This window comes from Buttiauxella sp. BIGb0552 (assembly GCF_004366275.1).
Classification (GTDB): domain Bacteria; phylum Pseudomonadota; class Gammaproteobacteria; order Enterobacterales; family Enterobacteriaceae; genus Buttiauxella; species Buttiauxella gaviniae.
The window spans coordinates 416,873-435,794 of record NZ_SODY01000002.1 but is presented as its reverse complement, the minus strand read 5'-3'; the positions used below and the strand labels follow the sequence as shown (position 1 = coordinate 435,794).

General features: G+C 50.0%; 17 protein-coding genes and 1 pseudogene. 7 read left to right on the top strand and 11 right to left on the bottom strand.

The annotated features are described in order from the left end of the window. Window positions 1–70: 70 nt before the first annotated feature. On the top strand, window positions 71–481 hold the full coding sequence (locus EDF88_RS06820) for a YbhQ family protein (RefSeq protein ID WP_064517237.1): 411 nt from the start codon (window positions 71–73) through the stop codon (window positions 479–481). Here the strand turns inward: EDF88_RS06820 and EDF88_RS06815 are convergent. The 5 genes from EDF88_RS06815 to cecR form a co-directional block, all read right to left on the bottom strand. Further along, window positions 443–1,549, bottom strand: coding sequence for an ABC transporter permease (locus EDF88_RS06815; RefSeq protein ID WP_064517240.1), 1,107 nt, complete (start codon window positions 1,547–1,549; stop codon window positions 443–445). The two genes, EDF88_RS06820 and EDF88_RS06815, sit on opposite strands and share 39 nt — an antisense overlap. A gap of 146 nt (window positions 1,550–1,695) precedes the next feature. Further along, window positions 1,696–2,835, bottom strand: coding sequence for an ABC transporter permease (locus EDF88_RS06810; RefSeq protein WP_134183675.1), 1,140 nt, complete (start codon window positions 2,833–2,835; stop codon window positions 1,696–1,698). Then, window positions 2,822–4,570 carry an ATP-binding cassette domain-containing protein gene (locus EDF88_RS06805; protein WP_134183673.1) on the bottom strand — a complete coding sequence of 583 codons (1,749 nt, stop codon included), beginning with the start codon at window positions 4,568–4,570 and terminating at the stop codon, window positions 2,822–2,824. The genes EDF88_RS06810 and EDF88_RS06805 overlap by 14 nt, the downstream gene beginning before the upstream one ends. Further along, window positions 4,563–5,561, bottom strand: coding sequence for a secretion protein HlyD (gene hlyD / locus EDF88_RS06800; protein WP_064517248.1), 999 nt, complete (start codon window positions 5,559–5,561; stop codon window positions 4,563–4,565). Before hlyD ends, EDF88_RS06805 begins: the two co-directional genes overlap by 8 nt. Next, the gene (gene cecR / locus EDF88_RS06795; protein ID WP_134183670.1) at window positions 5,551–6,246 is read right to left on the bottom strand and encodes a transcriptional regulator CecR; all 696 of its coding nucleotides are present in this window, start codon (window positions 6,244–6,246) and stop codon (window positions 5,551–5,553) included. Before cecR ends, hlyD begins: the two co-directional genes overlap by 11 nt. A 251-nt stretch (window positions 6,247–6,497) precedes the next feature. Between cecR and rhlE the strand changes: the two genes are divergently transcribed. After that, window positions 6,498–7,865 (top strand): ATP-dependent RNA helicase RhlE, encoded by a 1,368-nt coding sequence (gene rhlE, locus EDF88_RS06790; protein WP_134183668.1) that lies wholly within the window; start codon window positions 6,498–6,500, stop codon window positions 7,863–7,865. A 68-nt stretch (window positions 7,866–7,933) separates the two neighbouring features. After that, window positions 7,934–8,866 (top strand): tRNA dihydrouridine(16) synthase DusC, encoded by a 933-nt coding sequence (gene dusC, locus EDF88_RS06785; protein WP_134183666.1) that lies wholly within the window; start codon window positions 7,934–7,936, stop codon window positions 8,864–8,866. 822 nt (window positions 8,867–9,688) lie between these two features. Here dusC and marB read toward each other — a convergent pair. Continuing rightward, entirely contained in the window at window positions 9,689–9,898 is a 210-nt protein-coding gene (gene marB / locus EDF88_RS06775; protein WP_064517260.1) for a multiple antibiotic resistance regulatory protein MarB, read from the bottom strand. 22 nt (window positions 9,899–9,920) lie between these two features. After that, the gene (locus EDF88_RS06770; RefSeq protein WP_134183662.1) at window positions 9,921–10,316 is read right to left on the bottom strand and encodes a helix-turn-helix domain-containing protein; all 396 of its coding nucleotides are present in this window, start codon (window positions 10,314–10,316) and stop codon (window positions 9,921–9,923) included. 317 nt (window positions 10,317–10,633) lie between these two features. Here EDF88_RS06770 and bglG point away from each other — a divergent pair, with 317 nt between their 5' ends. The 3 genes from bglG (at window position 10,634) to ascB (ending at window position 14,875) form a co-directional block, all read left to right on the top strand. Next, entirely contained in the window at window positions 10,634–11,476 is an 843-nt protein-coding gene (gene bglG / locus EDF88_RS06765; RefSeq protein WP_134183660.1) for a transcriptional antiterminator BglG, read from the top strand. Window positions 11,477–11,620: 144 nt separating this feature from the next. After that, the gene (gene bglF, locus EDF88_RS06760; protein ID WP_134183658.1) at window positions 11,621–13,468 is read left to right on the top strand and encodes a PTS beta-glucoside transporter subunit IIABC; all 1,848 of its coding nucleotides are present in this window, start codon (window positions 11,621–11,623) and stop codon (window positions 13,466–13,468) included. 15 nt (window positions 13,469–13,483) lie between these two features. Then, entirely contained in the window at window positions 13,484–14,875 is a 1,392-nt protein-coding gene (gene ascB / locus EDF88_RS06755) for a 6-phospho-beta-glucosidase (RefSeq protein ID WP_134183656.1), read from the top strand. A 56-nt stretch (window positions 14,876–14,931) separates the two neighbouring features. Here the strand turns inward: ascB and EDF88_RS06750 are convergent, their stop codons facing one another. The 4 genes and pseudogenes from EDF88_RS06750 to EDF88_RS06735 form a co-directional block, all read right to left on the bottom strand. Next, a complete protein-coding gene (locus EDF88_RS06750) occupies window positions 14,932–15,846 on the bottom strand; it encodes a LysR family transcriptional regulator (RefSeq protein WP_134183654.1) in 915 nt (304 codons plus the stop codon). A 120-nt stretch (window positions 15,847–15,966) separates the two neighbouring features. Beyond that, window positions 15,967–16,050 carry a small membrane protein YohP gene (gene yohP, locus EDF88_RS06745; protein ID WP_072009412.1) on the bottom strand — a complete coding sequence of 28 codons (84 nt, stop codon included), beginning with the start codon at window positions 16,048–16,050 and terminating at the stop codon, window positions 15,967–15,969. Between the two features lie 106 nt (window positions 16,051–16,156). Then, window positions 16,157–16,894: a class I SAM-dependent methyltransferase gene (locus tag EDF88_RS06740; protein WP_134183652.1), complete on the bottom strand. Its 738-nt coding sequence runs from the start codon at window positions 16,892–16,894 to the stop codon at window positions 16,157–16,159. Window positions 16,895–17,024: 130 nt separating this feature from the next. Then, window positions 17,025–18,172, bottom strand: a pseudogene (locus tag EDF88_RS06735) (MFS transporter). A 242-nt stretch (window positions 18,173–18,414) separates the two neighbouring features. On the opposite strand from EDF88_RS06735, the gene EDF88_RS06730 reads away from it, so the two are divergent. Continuing rightward, on the top strand, window positions 18,415–18,879 hold the full coding sequence (locus tag EDF88_RS06730) for a helix-turn-helix domain-containing protein (protein WP_064517279.1): 465 nt from the start codon (window positions 18,415–18,417) through the stop codon (window positions 18,877–18,879). The last annotated feature ends 43 nt before the right edge of the window (window positions 18,880–18,922 follow it).

Here is an 18,922-nt window from a genome sequence, read left to right as displayed (position 1 = left end):
GCCGGGTTACGGAATTTTCCGCATACTGCGGTACTCTGAATGACAGGAAATAGCGGCCAGGAGAGAAATAATGAAATGGCAACAACGTGTACAAGTGACAACAGGCCTAAGCTGCTGGCAGATAATGCTGCATCTTTCTGTGCTTTGTTTACTGCTCGTTGGCTGGAAAACTGCCTCCCTCATACCGGTCGGGATTGGCTTATGTTTGCTGTATGCAGCAACAGTAATTTTAATGTTCGCCCTCCAGCGTGTACGCTCTGGGCGGTTACGTGACATTGGTGATTTTCTTGAAGAGCTGACTACCACCTGGTATTTCGGCAATGCGATGATCGTGCTGTGGCTATTATCACGCGTGGTCGAAAACAAATTTCTGCTGGCAGGCGCAGGCCTGGCAATGATTGCCGGGCCGATTATTTATTCACTGCTGGTTAAAGATAAGGCATCAGGCGATTTTGCGCCGAAACATCCAGTACGCCGCTGAACCCGTTGTGGCCGCTATAACCAATAGTGGCCACACACTTCCCCACACAATGTCAAAACTCGCGTTCTTCAAATAAATCTGCTTAGTGATATCGGTGAAATGCCGTATCGGATTTACCCATGTCAGATTCTGCAACCACACTGGCATATTCTCGACAGGCGACACATAGCCTGACAACAAAATCGCCGGCATCATAAAGACAAATACCCCGATAAATGCCTGCTGTTGTGTTGAGCACAGGGACGAGATAAGCAAACCAAACCCCACCAACGACAAGCCATAAATCAGCATCGTGAAGTAAAACAGCAGCAGCGAGCCGGAAAACGGAATGTGATAACCCCATATCCCAACCCCTAGCACGATGGTTGCCTGGCCAATCGCCACAATTTGCGCAGGCACCGCTTTGCCGACAAATATTTGCCAGGTTGCCAGTGGGGAAACCAGCAGTTGGTCAAGCGTGCCTTGTTCACGTTCGCGAGCCACGGAAAGCGAGGTAACAATCATCACGCCGATGGTGGTGATCATGGCAATCAGCGACGGCACCACGAACCATTTGTAATCCAGATTAGGGTTGTACCAATTGCGAACCACCAATTCGCTGTTATTCGGTTTTGGCTGCCCAGAGACCAGTTCCTGTTGGTAATTCTTGACGATCTGTTGCAGGTAATTTGCCGCAATCTGCGCGCTATTGGAGTTACGCCCATCGAGAATAATTTGTAGTTTTGCCGGTTGCTGGCTGGCGATATCGCGTGAAAACTCTGCCGGGAAGCGAATCAGCAGCAGCGCTTTTTGGTTGTCGATTGTCGGCTGGATCTCCTGCGGGCTTTTCAGCAGCAATACATGGCTAAATGCTTTAGCACGGGCAAAGCGTTGGGTGAGTTCAACCGAATGGCTGCCGTTATCTTCGTTATAAATCGCGATAGTAGCGTTAGTGACTTCAAGCGTTGCGGCAAACGGGAACAGTACGACCTGCAATACCACAGGCAAAATCAAGATCGCTCGCGTTTGCGGTTCGCGTAGCAGGGATTGCAGTTCTTTGCGAATCAGTGTCCAGAGTCGATATAGCATCACTTTCCCCATTAACAGGCTATTTTATTTGCCATTTTGGGTTTGATCAGTGCTCGGAATCCTCACGTACTTCATGTACGCTCCGGTTCCTCCGCGCTGTCCGCGCCCAAACTGGCTGCAACAATTACGCCTTTAGTCAGTTGTACCTAATCAAGGCGGCGCTTGGTTTTAAGTGCCGTCAGGCCGATAAACATCACCGCCGAGGCAATTAAAAACAACACGTTGATGACTAACACGGTCGTAATATTTCCCGCCAGAAAGAGGCTTTGCAGCGTACTGACGAAATAGCGCGCCGGAATGATATAAGTCACCGCGCGGATAATCGCCGGCATACTGTCAATCTGGAAGATAAAGCCAGACAGCATAATCGACGGTAGAAACGCGGCGTTTAACGCGACCTGCGCTGCATTAAACTGGTTGCGAGTAATCGTGGAAATCAGCAGCCCCATGCCAAGCGTGCTCAGTAAAAATAGGCTGGTGATAAAGAACAGAATCAGCAGCGAACCGCGAAAAGGCACGTCAAGAATAAACACCGATACCAACATACACAGCAGCATCGCCAGCATACCCAGCACGTAATAAGGCAGCAGTTTGCACAGCAGCAACTCGGTGCGTGTCACTTGGGTTGAGAGTAGCGCTTCCATAGTGCCGCGCTCCCATTCGCGCGCTACCACCAGCGAGGTCAGGATCGCGCCGATCACCGTCATGATGATGGTAATGGCTCCAGGAATAATAAAATGCTGACTGATAGCCGCCGGGTTAAACCAATAACGTAGTTGCACGTCAATTAACGGCTCAAACTTTTCACCGCGATCTTCCGCCCGCTGTTGCTGCCAAATTTGCCAAATCCCCTCCATGTATCCCTGCACGAAGTTGGCGGTATTGGGCTCGCTTCCGTCGGTAATCACTTGCACAGGTGCCGTAGCCCCAGCTCGTGCCATGTTCTGCGCAAAATCAGTAGGGATAACCACCAGACCGCGAATTTTCCCTGCCTGCATCAGTTGAATAAGATGCTGGCGGTTGTCGCTAATGGTTGGGTCGATATAGGGTGAGGCCGTAATGGTATGGGCGAAATCCAGCGCTTCTTCGCTTTGCTGCTCCAACAGCACACCAACCCGCAGACGGCTGGAGTCGAGGTTGATGCCATAGCCAAAAATAAACAGCAACAACAGTGGGATAACCACTGCAATCAGCCAACTGCTTGGGTCACGCACGATTTGGCGTGTTTCTTTCACGCACAGAGCGCGTACGCGCCGCCAGGAAACGGCTTGATTATGCTCGCTCATTTTCGTGCTCCTTATCCCATTGATGGATAAGCGTAATAAATGCCTGCTCCATAGTTGGGTCAGTTTGCTCGTCGTCGGCGGCTTGTTCTTTCAGGTCATCCGGTGTGCCGCTGGCTATTAACTTACCGCGATACACCAGCCCGATGCGGTCACAGTATTCGGCTTCATCCATAAAGTGCGTGGTCACCATAACGGTCACGCCTTTTTCCACCATGCTATTGATATGCAGCCAGAACTCACGGCGGGTGATTGGGTCAACGCCCGATGTTGGTTCATCAAGGAACAAAATATCTGGCTCGTGCATCAGCGAACAGGCCAACGCCAGACGCTGCTTAAAGCCGAGGGGTAGCGCATCTGTTGAGCTGTTCATGATGGGTTTTAGACTGAAAGCTTCACTCATTCGGTTAATTTTCTCCTCCTGAGCTTTGCCGCGAAGGCCATACACGCCGGAGAAAAATCGCAGGTTTTGTTCCACGGTAAGGTTGCCGTATAACGAAAATTTCTGTGCCATATAGCCAAGATGCTGGCGAGCTTTTCCTGAGCTGGTTTTTAAGTCCATATCCAGCACCAGAGCCTTGCCTGAAGTTGGCACCAGCAGGCCACACATCATTTTAAAAGTGGTGGATTTTCCAGCACCATTTGGCCCTAACAGGCCAAAAATTTCCCCGCGCTGGACGGTGAAATCAACGTTATCCGTGGCAGCAAAATCACCGAATTTTTTGGTGAGTGATTCGGCTTTGATAACGGTTTCCCCAGACTTTCCTTCCACAGTATGCAGAATTTTCCCTAGCGGAGATTCCTGGGTTGCCGCGCCGCCTAGCAGGTCGATAAACGCATCTTCAAAGCGTGGCTCGGTTTGTGAAATATTTTCTGGCGGCACATTCAGCGCCTGGGTGAGTTGTTCAACGGAGGCGTCTTTGGCGAGTATCAGACGCACCGAACGGCCCTGAATCACGCCATCGCTGACCTGCGGCAATTTAAGCGCACGTTGCAGCAACTTGCGGTTATTCTCATCACTATGAGTTATCAGCAGCGAGCGTCCAGCCATTTGCTGCGTCAGTTCTTTAGGGGCACCGTGATACAACAGCTCGCCTTCGTTCATCAGTAGCACATCGCGGCACTGTTCGGCTTCGTCGAGGTATGAAGTACTCCAAAGAATCAGCATGCCGTCGCCTGCCAGTTCATGCACCATTTGCCACAATTCACGGCGTGAAATCGGGTCGACGCCAACGCCGGGTTCATCAAGCAGTAGTACTTTTGGCTGGCCGACTAGTGTGCAGGCGAGGCCGAGTTTCTGCTTCATCCCGCCGGAGAGCTTCCCTGCAAGCCGCGTGGTAAAAGGGCCAAGGGCGGTAAATTCCAGCAGCCGCTTAAAGGTTTTTTCGCGTTCCTCCCCGGTTACACCACGTAAGTCGGCGTACAGCGTCAGGTTTTCCATCACGGTTAAATCTTCGTACAGGCCAAACTTTTGCGGCATGTATCCCAGAACCGCATGTAACGCGCGGTCATCTTCTATGGGATCGAGGCCGATTACGCTGGCATTCCCTTCGCTTGGTTTTAACAGCCCCGCCAGCATGCGCATCAGCGTGGTTTTCCCCGCGCCATCTGGGCCGACGAGGCCTGTCACTGAACCAGTATGAATCTCGCACTCAAGGCGTGCCACAGCCGGTTTTTCCTGGCCGGGGAACTGCTTCATTATCCCTTGCAGGCGAATGATACCGTCCTGGCTACTCATGTGCTTTCTCGTCATTGAATTTCACGGTGACCGGCATTCCCTGGCGCAGGGCGTCGTCGGCATCGGTGACAATAATTCGCAGGCGATAAACCAGGTCGGTGCGTAAATCAGGTGTTTCAACAGTTTTCGGAGTAAATTCAGCTGTTGGGGAGACAAAGCCAATCTTGCCGTGATAGGGCTTATCCGGGCGACCATCGGTGTAAACCAGCAGTTCTGTGCCTGGTTTTGCCTGATTCAGACTCACCTCGTTGACGTAAGCCCGCACCCAAACCGGGCGGGTGAGGGAGAGGGTTAACACGGTGCTTCCGGCGTTCAACATGGTGCCAGGTTCAACCGCGCGGGTCAGCAGCGTGCCGTCAGATGGCGCGATGAGTGTGGTGTCTTGTAAATCCAGTTGCGCCTGAGCGAGCTGCGCTTTCGCCTGTTGCAAGCTGGCTTGTGCCTGGGCAATTTCCTGTGGGCGGTTACCGGTGCGGTACTGGCTTAACTTATCGCGCGCGGCTTTCAGCGTCGCTTTCGCCTGGTCGCTTGATGAACGGGCATTTTCAAGTTCGTTGGCAGAAATAACCCGGCGCGCCCACAAACCTTGCTGGCGCTGATAAAAGTTTTGCGCGTAATCAAAAGCGGCCTGTGCCTGGTTTACCTGCGCTGCGGCCTGAGCTATTTCTTCGTCACGGTAACCGGCGATGATCAAATCAAATTTTGCCTGGGACGCTGCGACATTCGCCTGCGCTTGCAGCAATGAGTTTTGATACGGCCCTTGATCCAACTCGCCCAGCGTTTCCCCGGCTTTGATTGCATCACCTTCGTCAACCTGTAACGCCGCAAGACGCCCGCCAACGCGGAAGCTCAAATTAACGGTGCGAATATCCACGTTTCCATACAGTGTCAGGCCTTGGTCTTGCTGGCTTTTGTACCAGTACCAACCGCCAAGTCCCGCCGCGATAAGCGCCACCAGCGCCACAATAATTATTGGCATTTTACTTTTCATTGCTGGCATTTCCTCGTTCCATTGATAACCCCTGCAAAATGAAATCGATATGGCTGCGTACCACATCGCTGATTTGTTTCACGTTCTCTTTATCAAACGTTGGCCACCCGGCGCGCAGCAGAATGGTTTCTCGCCCGAGTCGAAAAGCCAGTATCTGTCCGAGCAGCGCATGGGTATGCAGAATTGTTTCAGTATCATCCGGGTGGCGCCCGGTATATCGCCCGACCAGGCATGTCAGATGCGTATGCATTGGTGCAATCACTTGGTCGTGAATCAGTTGATAAGCGGGAGTCGGCGAGAGCTGTTCGCGGGAAATAAACTTGCTGAGGTTTAGTGTTTCATCGGCGGTCAGCAGGACAATCATATGTTCGCAAGCTGTATGAATGAGCTCGCGAATTTGTGATTTATCGGGCTGTGGCTGGTTGAGAATAGCCTCGGCGCGTTCGACATGAGGCTTGAAATTTTGCGTAATAAAGTCGGCTATCCATTGCGCGGATGCCATATACAGCTCTTCTTTTGAACCAAAATAGTAGGTGATGGCGGCAATATTTTGCCCGGCAAGGGCGGCAATATCGCGAGTGGTGGCGTGTAGACCATACTCACCAAACTGGGCGATAGCGGAAGCAATCAGCGTATTTTTTGCGTGCTCGCCGCGGGAAGTTGCAGGCGTCGGTGTTGCATTCATACCGACCTCTTAAGAAGTTAATCAATCGATTGATTAAGAGTAGGCTCCTGATACCCAAGTGTCCAGTTCCCAACAATTATCTTGTGAATGTGTCGAAAAATAGAATTTGTGCGCAAAGTCACAAAACCTGTTACACTGCGCGGCTTACGGCACCGTGGTTTGTGCCCCTCTCTCGCGCCAGAATGACTGGCGTCATATGAACCCCTGGAAACTACACCGCACCTCGCGGTCAGGGCGATTCTGGAGTACCTATGTCTTTTGATTCTCTCGGCCTGAACGCCGATATTCTGCGTGCAGTGGAAGAGCAGGGCTATCGTGAGCCTACCCCTATTCAACGCCAGGCGATCCCGGTCGTCTTAGCAGGTCGTGACCTGATGGCCAGTGCCCAAACCGGCACCGGTAAAACAGCTGGCTTTACCTTGCCGCTCTTGCAGCGCCTGGTCGACAATCAGCCGCATGCCAAAGGTCGTCGCCCGGTTCGTGCGCTCATCCTGACGCCAACTCGTGAGCTTGCCGCTCAGATTGGCGAAAACGTGAGTGACTACAGCAAGTATTTAGATATCCGTTCGCTGGTGGTTTTCGGCGGCGTGAGCATTAACCCGCAGATGATGAAACTGCGCAGCGGTGTAGATGTACTGGTGGCAACACCTGGCCGTCTGTTAGATCTGGAACACCAGAACGCTGTGAAACTCGATCAGGTAGAAATCCTGGTGCTGGATGAAGCTGACCGCATGCTGGACATGGGCTTTATCCACGATATCCGTCGTGTGCTGGCTAAATTGCCTGCGCGTCGCCAGAACTTGCTGTTCTCCGCGACCTTCTCTGATGAGATTAAGGGTCTTGCTGAAAAGCTGCTGCATAATCCAGAAGAAGTGTCTGTTGCGCGTCGTAACACCGCATCCGAGCAAGTGACTCAACACGTTCATTTCGTTGATAAGAAACGTAAAAGAGAACTGCTGTCTCAGATGATTGGTGAAGGTAACTGGCAGCAAGTGCTGGTGTTTACCCGTACCAAACATGGTGCAAACCACCTGGCAGAACAGCTGGGCAAAGACGGTATCACCGCAGCGGCTATTCACGGTAATAAGAGCCAGGGCGCGCGTACACGTGCATTGGCTGACTTCAAAAACGGTGGCATTCGTGTGCTGGTGGCAACTGACATCGCCGCGCGTGGTCTTGATATCGAAGAACTGCCACATGTTGTGAACTACGAACTGCCAAACGTACCGGAAGATTACGTGCACCGTATTGGCCGTACTGGCCGTGCAGCAGCAACGGGTGAAGCGCTGTCTCTGGTTTGTGTTGATGAACACAAACTGTTGCGTGATATCGAACGCGTGCTTAAACGTGAAGTTCCGCGTATGGCGCTGCCAGGTTATGAAGTGGACCCATCCATTCCAGCCGAGCCTATCGTTAACGGTCGCCAGCAGCAACGTGGTGGCGGTCGTGGCAACGGCGGTGGTCAGGGCCAGGGTCAACGTCGTGGTGGCAATGCCGGTGCATCATCCGATCGCAGCAGCGCACCACGTCGCCCATCACGCCCACAGGGTGATGGTGCCGCTAAACCTGCTGGTGCAAACGGCCGTCGCCGTCCAGCTCGTAAGCCTGCGTCCGCATAATTAATTAGGCTTTGCCAACTCATAAAGAGGCGCTAACATAGCGCCTCTTTTTTTACCGGAAAAACGCTATGCGTGTACTACTCGCGCCGATGGAAGGGGTTCTCGACTCGTTGGTTCGTGAACTGCTGACAGAGGTCAATGACTACGACTTGTGTATCACCGAGTTCTTGCGTGTGGTCGACCAGCTTTTGCCGGCAAAATCCTTCCATAAACTTTGCCCAGAACTTCATCAGTCGAGCCGTACATCATCCGGTACGTTAGTGCGTATTCAACTCCTGGGGCAACATCCACAATGGCTGGCTGAAAACGCTGCGCGTGCGGTGGAGCTAGGTTCCTGGGGGGTTGATCTTAACTGCGGCTGCCCATCCAAACTGGTGAATGGTAGCGGCGGCGGTGCCACACTGCTCAAAGACCCCGATCTGATTTACCGTGGTGCGAAAGCGATGCGTGAGGCCGTGCCTGCGCACTTACCCGTAACCGTTAAGATTCGACTCGGATGGGACAGCGATGCGCGGCAGTTTGAAATTGCCGATGCGGTGCAGCAGGCCGGTGCTACTGAACTTGTTGTTCACGGACGTACCAAAGAAGATGGCTACAAAGCCGAGCGTATTAACTGGGCAGCAATTGGTGAAATCCGCAAACGGTTATCGATTCCGGTGATTGCCAACGGCGAAATCTGGGACTGGCAAAGTGCGCAAGATTGCATGGCGGCAACGGGCTGTGATGCCGTGATGATCGGCCGCGGCGCGTTGAATATCCCCAATTTAAGCCGCGTGATTAAATACAACGAGCCGCGTATGCCATGGCCGGATGTAGTGAAACTTCTGCAAAAATATAGCCAGCTCGAAAAGCAGGGCGACACCGGTATGTATCACGTTGCGCGCATCAAGCAGTGGCTGGGGTATTTGCGTAAAGAATATGTTGAAGCGACGGATGTTTTTGCTGAAATTCGCACATTGAAAACATCGAAAGATATTGCATCATCTATTCAACGGCTTTGATTTGTATTTGAAGTATCCAGCATAATTGTGACTAGCATTGCAGACCCTGGAAAACGAAATGTTTATGGCATTAACGCTTTGGTGTCATCACCAGAATTAATCGGCTAATAAGGTTTAAAGGCATTGCATTGTTCGGCATGGGTGTCGGCATCGACTATGCTCAGTTTTGTTAGACCTGAGCATAGTGCGGGTACTGTTGCATCACAAAAATGGTAGCAATGTCTACAGCACAATCTCTCGCTGAAGTTTCTGCAACGCGGATCGTTATTCATGATGATATTCCCGCTTAATTGGCATTGACCTTTAGTTCCATCAATCGGGCAAAAGTGATTGCAGTGGGTATGGTTAAGCTTGCTCATGGTTAATACCTTTATTTGCAATGAATTTTCCATGCAGAAAGATAATCAAGGGCATACAGCATGAAATTTCTTATAGCCTGGGAGAGTTGGTTAGCTCTTAGTGATGAATATAAATTAAGGGTTTTCATAATCAATAATTCCGCATATTAAAACCGGAATTATCCCGGTGCATAAAACTAATACGTTCGGCAATGAAACCTTCTGTAATAAAATTGAAATTGCGAATGACTCCATACTGCACACCCATCAACAATAATATTCTGTCACCGGTTAATATAGTTCACACCAACGCCAAAGGGTTCGGGTAAGTCATAACCTTTAACTCGCGTATTACCACCACAAATAGGTAAAAATTCAGCGGATTTATTTGTAGAGAGTGAGTTGTAAAAAAAGTACAGGGAGAGAAATCTTACCCCAGGGATTAATATTAAAAATGCTGGATTTTTCTTTATCAATGAAAGTATTAAATAATGTTGTCATTATAATAAGGTGAAGAGAGTGATTCAGATTTATCACTATAATTATGGAGCGCATTGATATCGTAAGGATCATCAGTGTGCGGAATAACCATTTCTCCCTCGTTACTTTGGGAGGCGTTAAAGTTATTGGGTTGTTCCGCCAGAATGTTATTCGATGTCAGTAGAAGAATGACAAACAAAACAAAACTTTTCATAACCCCTCTTTCTATCTACCGCTTAAGCGATGGAATGCATTGAATGTGGTATGCGGAGGAAATACATTTCCTCTGCGCGTTCTACGTGCGCAATACGGTATCTGTGCGGTGGTACGGAAAAAAAGTTTTTGAAGGCGCGCGTGAGAGATTGTTGTGATTCAAACCCATAAAGATAGGCTAAATGGATAATTGACCCATCGTTTTGTTTGAGTCTGCGGGCTATCTCCGTCAGTTTACGGTTGCGGATGTATTGGCCTAATGAATAGCCAGTCTCTTTTTTAAACATCCTTTGCAAGTGCCACTTCGAATAGCCTGAACGATCTGAAACCCTTTCAATTGACATTGAAGCTTCCAGGTTCTCTTCTATCCAATCCAAAATGCAATCAATTGTCATTGCATCGTTGTTTCGTCTGGACATCACTACAACTCCAGTCAAGCTAAAAATCGCTTTTCAATTTGATTAGTTGGCTTCTAATTTGATTGAGATATTATTACCACGCTAACCATTTGTCAATGTTATGAATGCTCTGACGAAAACAAAGCTTAAGATCTGATATACCGTGTTCCTACAGGGAGGCATTAAGCCGCGATCTTCGTCACGATTTTCAATACATTCATTTGAGTGATATTTCGAAGCTGATAGAGTGTCCCAGTTGGATTGTTACTGCTGCGGCAGGCAAAACCTGATTTTCTGGCTCCTGCCGGATGTCAGGTTTTTTTGTTTCTGGGGTACTGATGAAAATCGCCAAAATACTCAATAACAATGTAGTGGTGATTCTTGACGAACACGGACGTGAACAAGTGGTTATGGGGCGTGGTCTGGGCTTTCAGAAGCATATCGGCGACACCCTGGAAAACGACAAGATAGAGAAAGTGTTTGCCCTGAAAAGTGATGAACTGGTAGCGCGTTTAGGTGAGCTGTTAAGCCAAATCCCGCTGGAAGTGATGACTACCTGCGATCGCATCATCGAGCTTTCGCGCCAGAAGTTGGGGAAGTTACAAGATAGCCTCTACATCACGTTGACCGACCACTGCCATTTTGCCATCGAGCGGCAAAAGAAGGGGGTGACAATCCGTAACGTGCTGCTTTGGGAAATTAAGCGCCTTTATCCCAAAGAGTTTTTGCTGGGTCAGGAAGCCGTAGAGCTGATTGGAAAACGGCTTAATGTGCAGCTCGCTGAAGATGAGGCCGGGTTTATCGCGCTGCATCTGGTCACCGCGCAGCTAAACAGCGAAATGCCCGAAGTGATGCATGTTACCCGGGTCATGCAGGAGATTTTGCAAATCGTAAAATACCAGCTACGGTTTGAGTATGACGAAGATAGTTTGAGTTATCAGCGCTTTGTTACGCATCTTAAGTTTTTCGCCCAGCGGATGCTAAGTCGTAACGTGGTGGCAGATGATGACTTAACCCTCCATGCGGCGGTGAAAGACAATTATCCCCACGCATGGCGCTGTGCTGAAAAAATTAGCCGTCATTTGGTGACTGAATACCAGCGCGAACTGACGACGGAAGAGATTATGTTTCTCGCTATTCACATTGAGCGAGTGCGTAAAGAGAGCCTTAAAGCTTCATAAAAGCGCGTCGTAAGACGTGTGATAAAAACGGATTGTTACTGCTGCGGCAGGCAAAACCTGAGCACTGGCTTCCCTTCACGGGAGGCTGGTCTCAGGTTTTTTTTTACTCAAGACACACATGCCGAAAGGTGAAAGGAAAGCATTATGGGATATCAAGAGGTTGCCAAAGACATTCTGACCCATGTTGGTGGGCGCGAGAATATAGCAAGCCTGGTGCATTGCGCTACACGGCTGCGTTTTAAGTTAAAAGACCAGAAAAAAGCCGCAGCGGAGGCGCTCAAAAAAAATCCTGGCGTCATTATGGTGGTGGAAAGCGGCGGGCAATTCCAGGTGGTGATTGGTAACCACGTCCATGATGTTTACAACGCCGTTTGCGCTGAAGCGGGGATTACGGAAGATACGGCCCAACAAGAACAAGAATCAGGTGAAAAAGTCACTCTGCTCAACCGGTTGATTGATATTGTCTCGGCAGTTTTCACCCCGTTTATTGGCGTGATGGCGGCCTCCGGTATTCTCAAAGGCTTACTGGCTATGGCGGTGGTGTTCGGCTGGTTGGCGACCGACAGCGGTACTTACAAACTGTGGTTTGCGGCAAGTGACGCACTGTTTTATTTCTTCCCGCTGGTGCTCGGTTATACGGCAGGCAAGAAATTTGGCGGAAATCCATTTATTACCATGGCCATTGGTGGTGCGTTAACCCACCCGGTGGTGATGCAGGCACTAGATGCGGGTGCTGCGACTGAATATTTCCTCGGCATACCCATTACTTTTATTAACTACAGCTCATCTGTTATTCCCATTATTTTTGCTGCATGGGTAAGTTGCTGGGTGGAAAAGCAGGGCAACAAGCTACTGCCTTCTGCAGTGCGTAATTTCTTTACCCCACTGTTTTGCCTCGCGATTACCGTACCGCTGACTTTCCTGTTGATTGGCCCGGCGGCAACCTGGCTTAGCCAGATGCTGGCGCATGGATATCAGGCGATTTACGCCTTTGCCCCTTGGCTTGCAGGTGCGGTGATGGGTGCTATCTGGCAGGTGTGCGTTATCTTCGGCCTGCACTGGGGCATGGTGCCGCTGATGATTAACAATTTATCGGTATTTGGGCACGACACACTGTTGCCGCTACTGCTTCCGGCGATTATGGGCCAGGTTGGCGCATGTCTCGGTGTCTTCCTGCGAACTCATGATACACGCCTGAAAATGCTGGCGGGTTCAGCGGTGAGTGCCGGGATCTTTGGTATTACTGAACCTGCAGTTTATGGCGTCACGCTACCGAATCGTCGCCCGTTTATTTTTGGCTGTGTAGCAGGAGCGTGTGGTGGTGCCATCGTTGGGCTCAGCCACAGTAACGTCTACTCATTTGGCTTTGCCAATATCTTCACCATCGCGCAAATGATTCCGCCAGGTGGTATTGATGCCAGCGTTTGGGGCGCGGTTATTGGGATGGTTCTGGCTTTGGTGCTGGCTTGCGCGCTGACCTATATTGCGGGATTACCTCGCAGCGAAGCCACAGAGAATGTCGCGACGAACACGAGTGAAAACGACATTCTTGCGCCAATGAGCGGCACCGTTCTGGCGATGGATCAGGTCCCTGATTCTACCTTCGCCAGTGGTTTGCTCGGTGAGGGGGCGGCAATCATTCCACTCACTGGCAAGGTTATCGCACCTTTCTATGGTGAAGTAGCTTCGCTATTCCAGACACGTCATGCCATTGGTTTACTTAGCAATAGCGGTATTGAAGTACTGATTCACATTGGTATTGATACGGTAAAACTGAATGGTCAGCACTTCACGACCCATGTGAAAGTGGGGGACAAAATTAAGCCAGGCGACCTGCTCATTGAATTCGACAGACAGGCTATCCTGGATGCTGGATACGACCTGGCCACGCCGGTGATTATCAGCAATAGCGATGAATACACAGCAGTGACACGCTTAACTAATAGCCATTCAATTGATTCGGGTATGCCGTTCCTGACGGCCACTCGCTAAACAAAGGAGAAGTAGATGAAAGCATTTCCTGAGAAGTTTCTGTGGGGCGGCGCGATTGCCGCAAATCAGGTAGAAGGCGCGTGGCAGGAAGACGGGAAGGGAATTTCAACGTCCGACGTTCAGCCGCATGGCGTATTTGGTGATGTCGCCGAACGCAAACCAGGTGATTTTGGCATTAAAGATGTCGCCATTGATTTCTACCACCGCTATCCAGACGATATCGCGCTGTTCGCAGAAATGGGCTTTAGCTGCCTGCGCGTCTCTATTGCCTGGACGCGTATTTTCCCGCAAGGGGACGAAACTCAGCCAAATGAAGCGGGCCTTGCCTATTACGACCGTTTGTTTGATGAATTGGCGAAACATAACATCACGCCAATGGTGACGCTGTCCCACTATGAAATGCCGTGGGGCCTGGTGAAAAATTATGGCGGTTGGGGCAATCGTGAAGTCATCACATTCTTTGAGCGTTACGCCCGCACAGTGTTCACTCGTTACCAAAACAAAGTAAAACTGTGGCTGACCTTTAACGAAATCAACATGTCACTGCATGCGCCAATGACGGGTGTTGGGCTAAGTGAAAGCAGCAGCAAAGCAGAAATTTACCAGGCGATTCACCATCAACTGGTTGCCAGTGCGTTGGCCGTGAAAGCCTGCCACGAAATCATTCCTGATGCGCGTATCGGTAACATGCTGCTTGGTGGCCTGGTTTATCCACTGAGCTGTAAGCCAGAAGACGTGCTGGAAACCATGCAGGAAAACCGCAACTGGTTGTTCTTTGGTGATGTGCAGTGCCGGGGCGAGTACCCGGGCTATATGCTGCGTTACTTCCGTGACAACGGCATTAAGCTTGAGATCTCAGATAGCGACCGCGAAGCGCTGAAAACCACCATCGACTTTATTTCGTTCAGCTATTACATGACGGGTTGTGTCACTTCTGATGAAGCTCTGAATGAGAAGGCGCGTGGCAATATCCTCAATATGGTGCCAAACCCGCACCTGCCGAGTTCTGAGTGGGGCTGGCAAATTGACCCAGTTGGCCTACGTATATTGCTCAACAAGCTGTGGGATCGTTATCAGAAACCGCTGTTTATTGTTGAAAACGGCCTCGGTGCTAAAGACAAACTCGAAGCCGATGGCACAGTGCATGACGACTACCGCATTAGCTACCTCAACGACCACCTGGTGCAAGTGCGTGAAGCAATTGAAGATGGCGTGGAAGTGCTGGGCTACACCTGTTGGGGGCCAATTGACCTGGTGAGCGCATCGAAAGCCGAGTTATCTAAGCGCTATGGCTTTATCTATGTCGATCGCGATGACCAGGGCAACGGTACCCTTGAGCGCCGCCGTAAGAAAAGCTTCAACTGGTATAAAGAAGTGATTGCCAGTAATGGGGCAAGTCTGAAGTAGGCCGGATAAGCTAGTGCCATCCGACATTTGGCGGATGGCACTTATTTTAAATAAACTTATCCCACCAGGCGCTTAATAAACCCACGAACCCACATCAGCGCCGCGTCACTGTTATGGCGCTGATGCCATAGCAATGCCACATCAAACGGGGCCATCTCCAGCGGAACTGGGCTGCTGCATAATCCCCATGTTTTCTGCCAACTCTCACAAAGCCCCTGCGGCACGGTCGCAAGCACAGGCATCATGCTTAACAAACCCGGTAATGCGGAGAAATGTGGTGTGGTGTAGCTAATCTCACGTTTTAGACCCTGCCTGGCTAACAATGTGTCGATATGGCTACTGGAGGCTTCACGGTAACTCACCAGGACATGTTGTTGCGCGGCATATGTCTCAGCGCTTAGCGGTGCCTCAAGCTGTAGCTGAGTGGGATTCCAGAGAGTGACAAACTCCATTGCACTCAACTGTTCACGCTCCATCCATCGCGCTGACTGATTCGCCACGCTAATGATCATATCCAGTTCGCCACCTTCCAGACGCTGTGCATCAGTGAAAGGATCGCTTGCCACCACGTTAAGGCGCACGCCCGGGGCATGCTCGCGCAACGCAGGAACCAGTTGCGGCATCAGCCACATCTCTACCCAATCGTTCATGCCGATGGTAATGGTTGCTTTCGCATGCGCAGGGTTGAACTCTGCCTGTTGGAACAGTGCGCTCTGCAATTGCTCCAGCAATGGCATCAGCTCGGTGTGCAGTTCTGTGGCCCGTGCAGTTGGTTGCATGCGATGCCCGCTACGAATAAATAGTGGGTCGTCAAACATCTCACGTAGACGAGCGAGCGAGCCGCTCACCGCAGGCTGCCCCAGGTGCAGCTTATCAGCCGCCAGCGAGACACTTTGTTCGCGAAATAAAACCGCGAAGGCAATCAGCAGGTTGAGGTCAATTTTGCGAAAATCACTTTCTTTGATAGTCATTATTTCTCCAATCAATTGGAGTGATAATAATGCTTCGCCACCAGAGTTCGCAAGTGCGGGGGATTTAAATCGAAGGAAGGGATAAGCAAAGGGGTGCCACCATGGTGGCACCCGCAGATATCAGAAAATCATTTTAAACACGCCAGTCACGACCAGTAAGCCAATAATAAAGATAATCAAAACTGCCCATAGAATAATTTTCATCAATGCTTCCTATTTTATGACTCGTGTTTAAAGAGTATAGGCAAGGATGGAAAACGTGGGGGGAGTGACCTCCCCTTGAGCGGAAAATGAGAATAGTTGAAGGCAATTAGATAAGTGGTTTACGCGCCGCCAGCAGAAAAATCATCGGGCGTTCTTTTTCTTCATCAAGCGCTGGGTTTTGCGCGATTTGCTCGGCACTCGGGCCCCACTCATCAAGTTTCTCGATGACAAAACCGCGAGCGGTCAACGTATTTATCCAGCTCGAAAGTTTGCGATGCTGCTTTTTAACACCGTCGGCAAACCAGTTACTAATGCGCTCGCCTTCTTGCTGATAGTGATTCACTGGCCAGGATTTTTGCCCGCTCTGGTCAGCCAGCCAACCCTGTTGCATTGGTGCGGTATAAATTGGATGTTCTGCTGAAAACACCAGCATGCCACCGGGCACCAGCGCCTGATGAAGCGTTGCAAACAGCGCGTCTATATTTTCCAGGTAATGCAGGGCAAGTGAGCTGTAAAACAGATCGACACTTTGTGGCTCAAGCTGCAACTGTTCGAGATCTTCACGGCGATACACAATACCTTCGCCAGTTGTCATCTCCCGAGCCTTCTCCAGCATTTTTACGGAGACATCCAGCCCCAGTACTTTTGTGGCACCCTGGTCATGTGCGTAACGGCAAAACCAGCCGTAACCGCAACCTAAATCGACCACCGATTTGCTTTGCAATTCAGGTAACAGTATTTGCATTGCTGCCCATTCAGGTGCGCCATCCAACCCTTTAATCGAGCGGTCGAGCGTGGCGTATCCTTCAAAAAAAGCCGGGTTATCATAGATATTTTGTGTCATTGCAACTCCTGTTCGCAAAGCCGTGATTGGCAGGCTATCAGCAGGTAGAAATCTGCGTTGCTGAGCTGATAGTGAGACATTGAACTGCTCAAATTATACCTTTAGAAAATCCATGCCTCTGGGTGTAATTTCATTCTTTCTGTGACCATAACCAGAATAGCAAAGCTGCCGCACTGATTCCTGCACCTAACGCGCATACTGCGTACCAACCCGAAAGCGAGTAAAACTGGGTTGAGGCAATGGCGCCCAGTGCGCTGCCCAAAGAATAAAAGCACATATAGGCCCCGACCAGGCTGCTGTGTCATTAGGTATTGCGGAAAATATAAGACTCTGGTTTGTCACGTGTACCGCTTGTACGGCGAAATCCAGAACTATGACACCAACAATTAGTAACAGGAGGGATCTTTCGGCGAATGCAATGGGTAACCAGGAAAGCAGCAATAAGATCAGTGATAACCCCGTAGTACGTTGTCCCATGCCCCGATCGGCCCACTTCCCGGCTTTTGACGCAGCTAATGCCCCAGCAATACCTGCCAGGCCAAACATACCTATTTGAGTATGTGAGAGCGATTGCGCGCTTAGCGGTAATACCATGGATGTCCACAATACGCTGAAAGCGGCAAAAATAAGCAGGGCAAATATCCCTCTGGCTCTTAGCGTTGGTTCAGTTATAAAAAGCATAAATACTGACTTTATCAGCACCCAGTAAGAACTCTTAACCCGTGGCTGTGGCAAGGAGGGGATTGCTTTGTAAAGTACGCCAGCCATCATCAGCATGAGGCAGGCAGCGCTCAAATACACGGCACGCCACCCAGCAAGGTCGGCAATGACACCTGATGTAAAACGAGCCAGGAGAATGCCCAGTACCACGCCACTTGTCACAGTACCGACGGCTTTTCCTCTCTGATGTGCTGCCGCCAGCGAAGCCGTATAGACCACGACTATCTGAACGACCACTGCCATTAATCCGACAAAAACCATCGCCCCCAGAAATGTTGCCCAGTTTTGAGAGAAACCAGCAATGAATAATGCTGTCGCTAAAAGCACCATCTGGGTAATGACGAGATATTTACGATTAACGATATCGCCAAGGGGAACGATAAAAAGTAGGCCAGCCCCATATCCGACCTGAGTCATTGTCACAACCATACCGATCGCAGCTGACTGTACGCTGAAGCTTTTTGCCATAGATTCGAGGAGAGGCTGCGCAAAATAAACATTCGCGACGGCAAGCGCAGACGTCAATGAAAAGAGAAATGTTAGAGCTGGTGTTAACAAAGGAGCAGCCAGCGCGTGATTTTGACTATTATTTTTTGTTTTAGAAACAGTACTGCCAGCTGTTATTTCTTTTTTAATGACTGATACGACTGGTTTCATATTCATAGCTAGTTTCCAGTGACATTGTAGTTGCTTTTAGCAACCAGATTATTTGTTTTTATCAGTGGTGGTTTTATTTTGCAACCAGTTTGTTATGCGATTATGCTCTCGAAATATAAGTAGGCGATTAAAAGGAAGCTCAAATGGCTAAACAGGAATCACTCACAGGCAGCGAATGCCCTGTCGCAAGGACTTTAGAGGCGATTGGCGAGCGATGGTGTTTGATGATAATTCGCGAGGCATTTGACGATGTTCGCCGGTTCAGCGAGTTTCAGAAAAACCTGGGTCTGGCAAAAAATATTCTGGCTGCGCGGTTGAAGCAGTTGGTCGAACTTGGGGTGCTTGAGATACGTCCAGCTTCAGACGGTAGTGCCTATAAAGAATATGTGCTCACAGAATGCGGACGTTCCGTCTTTCCTATCGTTGTCGCTATGCGCCAGTGGGGCGAGCGTTACATGTTCGAAAAAGGAGAGACGCACTCTGTGTTGCTGGATAACGAGCTTGAGCAGACCATTTTGCCACTAGAAGTACGTTCCGCTCGGGGGAAAAAACTCGAGGCGGGAGACTGCCACAGACGCCTGGTGGTCAAAACCGCAGACAGCGCATAAAGAAGATGTAGTAACTATAATTATATTTAGCATGATAATAATA

What these genes read in the sequence shown, in the direction of transcription:
- EDF88_RS06740 (WP_134183652.1), bottom strand. Translation starts at nt 16,894, where the DNA reads ATGACACAAAATATCTATGATAACCCGGCTTTTTTTGAAGGATACGCC.
- EDF88_RS06750 (WP_134183654.1), bottom strand. Translation starts at nt 15,846, where the DNA reads ATGACTATCAAAGAAAGTGATTTTCGCAAAATTGACCTCAACCTGCTG.
- dusC (WP_134183666.1), top strand. Translation starts at nt 7,934, where the DNA reads ATGCGTGTACTACTCGCGCCGATGGAAGGGGTTCTCGACTCGTTGGTT.
- EDF88_RS06820 (WP_064517237.1), top strand. Translation starts at nt 71, where the DNA reads ATGAAATGGCAACAACGTGTACAAGTGACAACAGGCCTAAGCTGCTGG.
- hlyD (WP_064517248.1), bottom strand. Translation starts at nt 5,561, where the DNA reads ATGAAAAGTAAAATGCCAATAATTATTGTGGCGCTGGTGGCGCTTATC.
- rhlE (WP_134183668.1), top strand. Translation starts at nt 6,498, where the DNA reads ATGTCTTTTGATTCTCTCGGCCTGAACGCCGATATTCTGCGTGCAGTG.
- EDF88_RS06730 (WP_064517279.1), top strand. Translation starts at nt 18,415, where the DNA reads ATGGCTAAACAGGAATCACTCACAGGCAGCGAATGCCCTGTCGCAAGG.
- EDF88_RS06770 (WP_134183662.1), bottom strand. Translation starts at nt 10,316, where the DNA reads ATGTCCAGACGAAACAACGATGCAATGACAATTGATTGCATTTTGGAT.
- cecR (WP_134183670.1), bottom strand. Translation starts at nt 6,246, where the DNA reads ATGAATGCAACACCGACGCCTGCAACTTCCCGCGGCGAGCACGCAAAA.
- EDF88_RS06805 (WP_134183673.1), bottom strand. Translation starts at nt 4,570, where the DNA reads ATGAGTAGCCAGGACGGTATCATTCGCCTGCAAGGGATAATGAAGCAG.
- bglF (WP_134183658.1), top strand. Translation starts at nt 11,621, where the DNA reads ATGGGATATCAAGAGGTTGCCAAAGACATTCTGACCCATGTTGGTGGG.
- bglG (WP_134183660.1), top strand. Translation starts at nt 10,634, where the DNA reads ATGAAAATCGCCAAAATACTCAATAACAATGTAGTGGTGATTCTTGAC.
- ascB (WP_134183656.1), top strand. Translation starts at nt 13,484, where the DNA reads ATGAAAGCATTTCCTGAGAAGTTTCTGTGGGGCGGCGCGATTGCCGCA.
- yohP (WP_072009412.1), bottom strand. Translation starts at nt 16,050, where the DNA reads ATGAAAATTATTCTATGGGCAGTTTTGATTATCTTTATTATTGGCTTA.
- EDF88_RS06815 (WP_064517240.1), bottom strand. Translation starts at nt 1,549, where the DNA reads ATGCTATATCGACTCTGGACACTGATTCGCAAAGAACTGCAATCCCTG.
- marB (WP_064517260.1), bottom strand. Translation starts at nt 9,898, where the DNA reads ATGAAAAGTTTTGTTTTGTTTGTCATTCTTCTACTGACATCGAATAAC.
- EDF88_RS06810 (WP_134183675.1), bottom strand. Translation starts at nt 2,835, where the DNA reads ATGAGCGAGCATAATCAAGCCGTTTCCTGGCGGCGCGTACGCGCTCTG.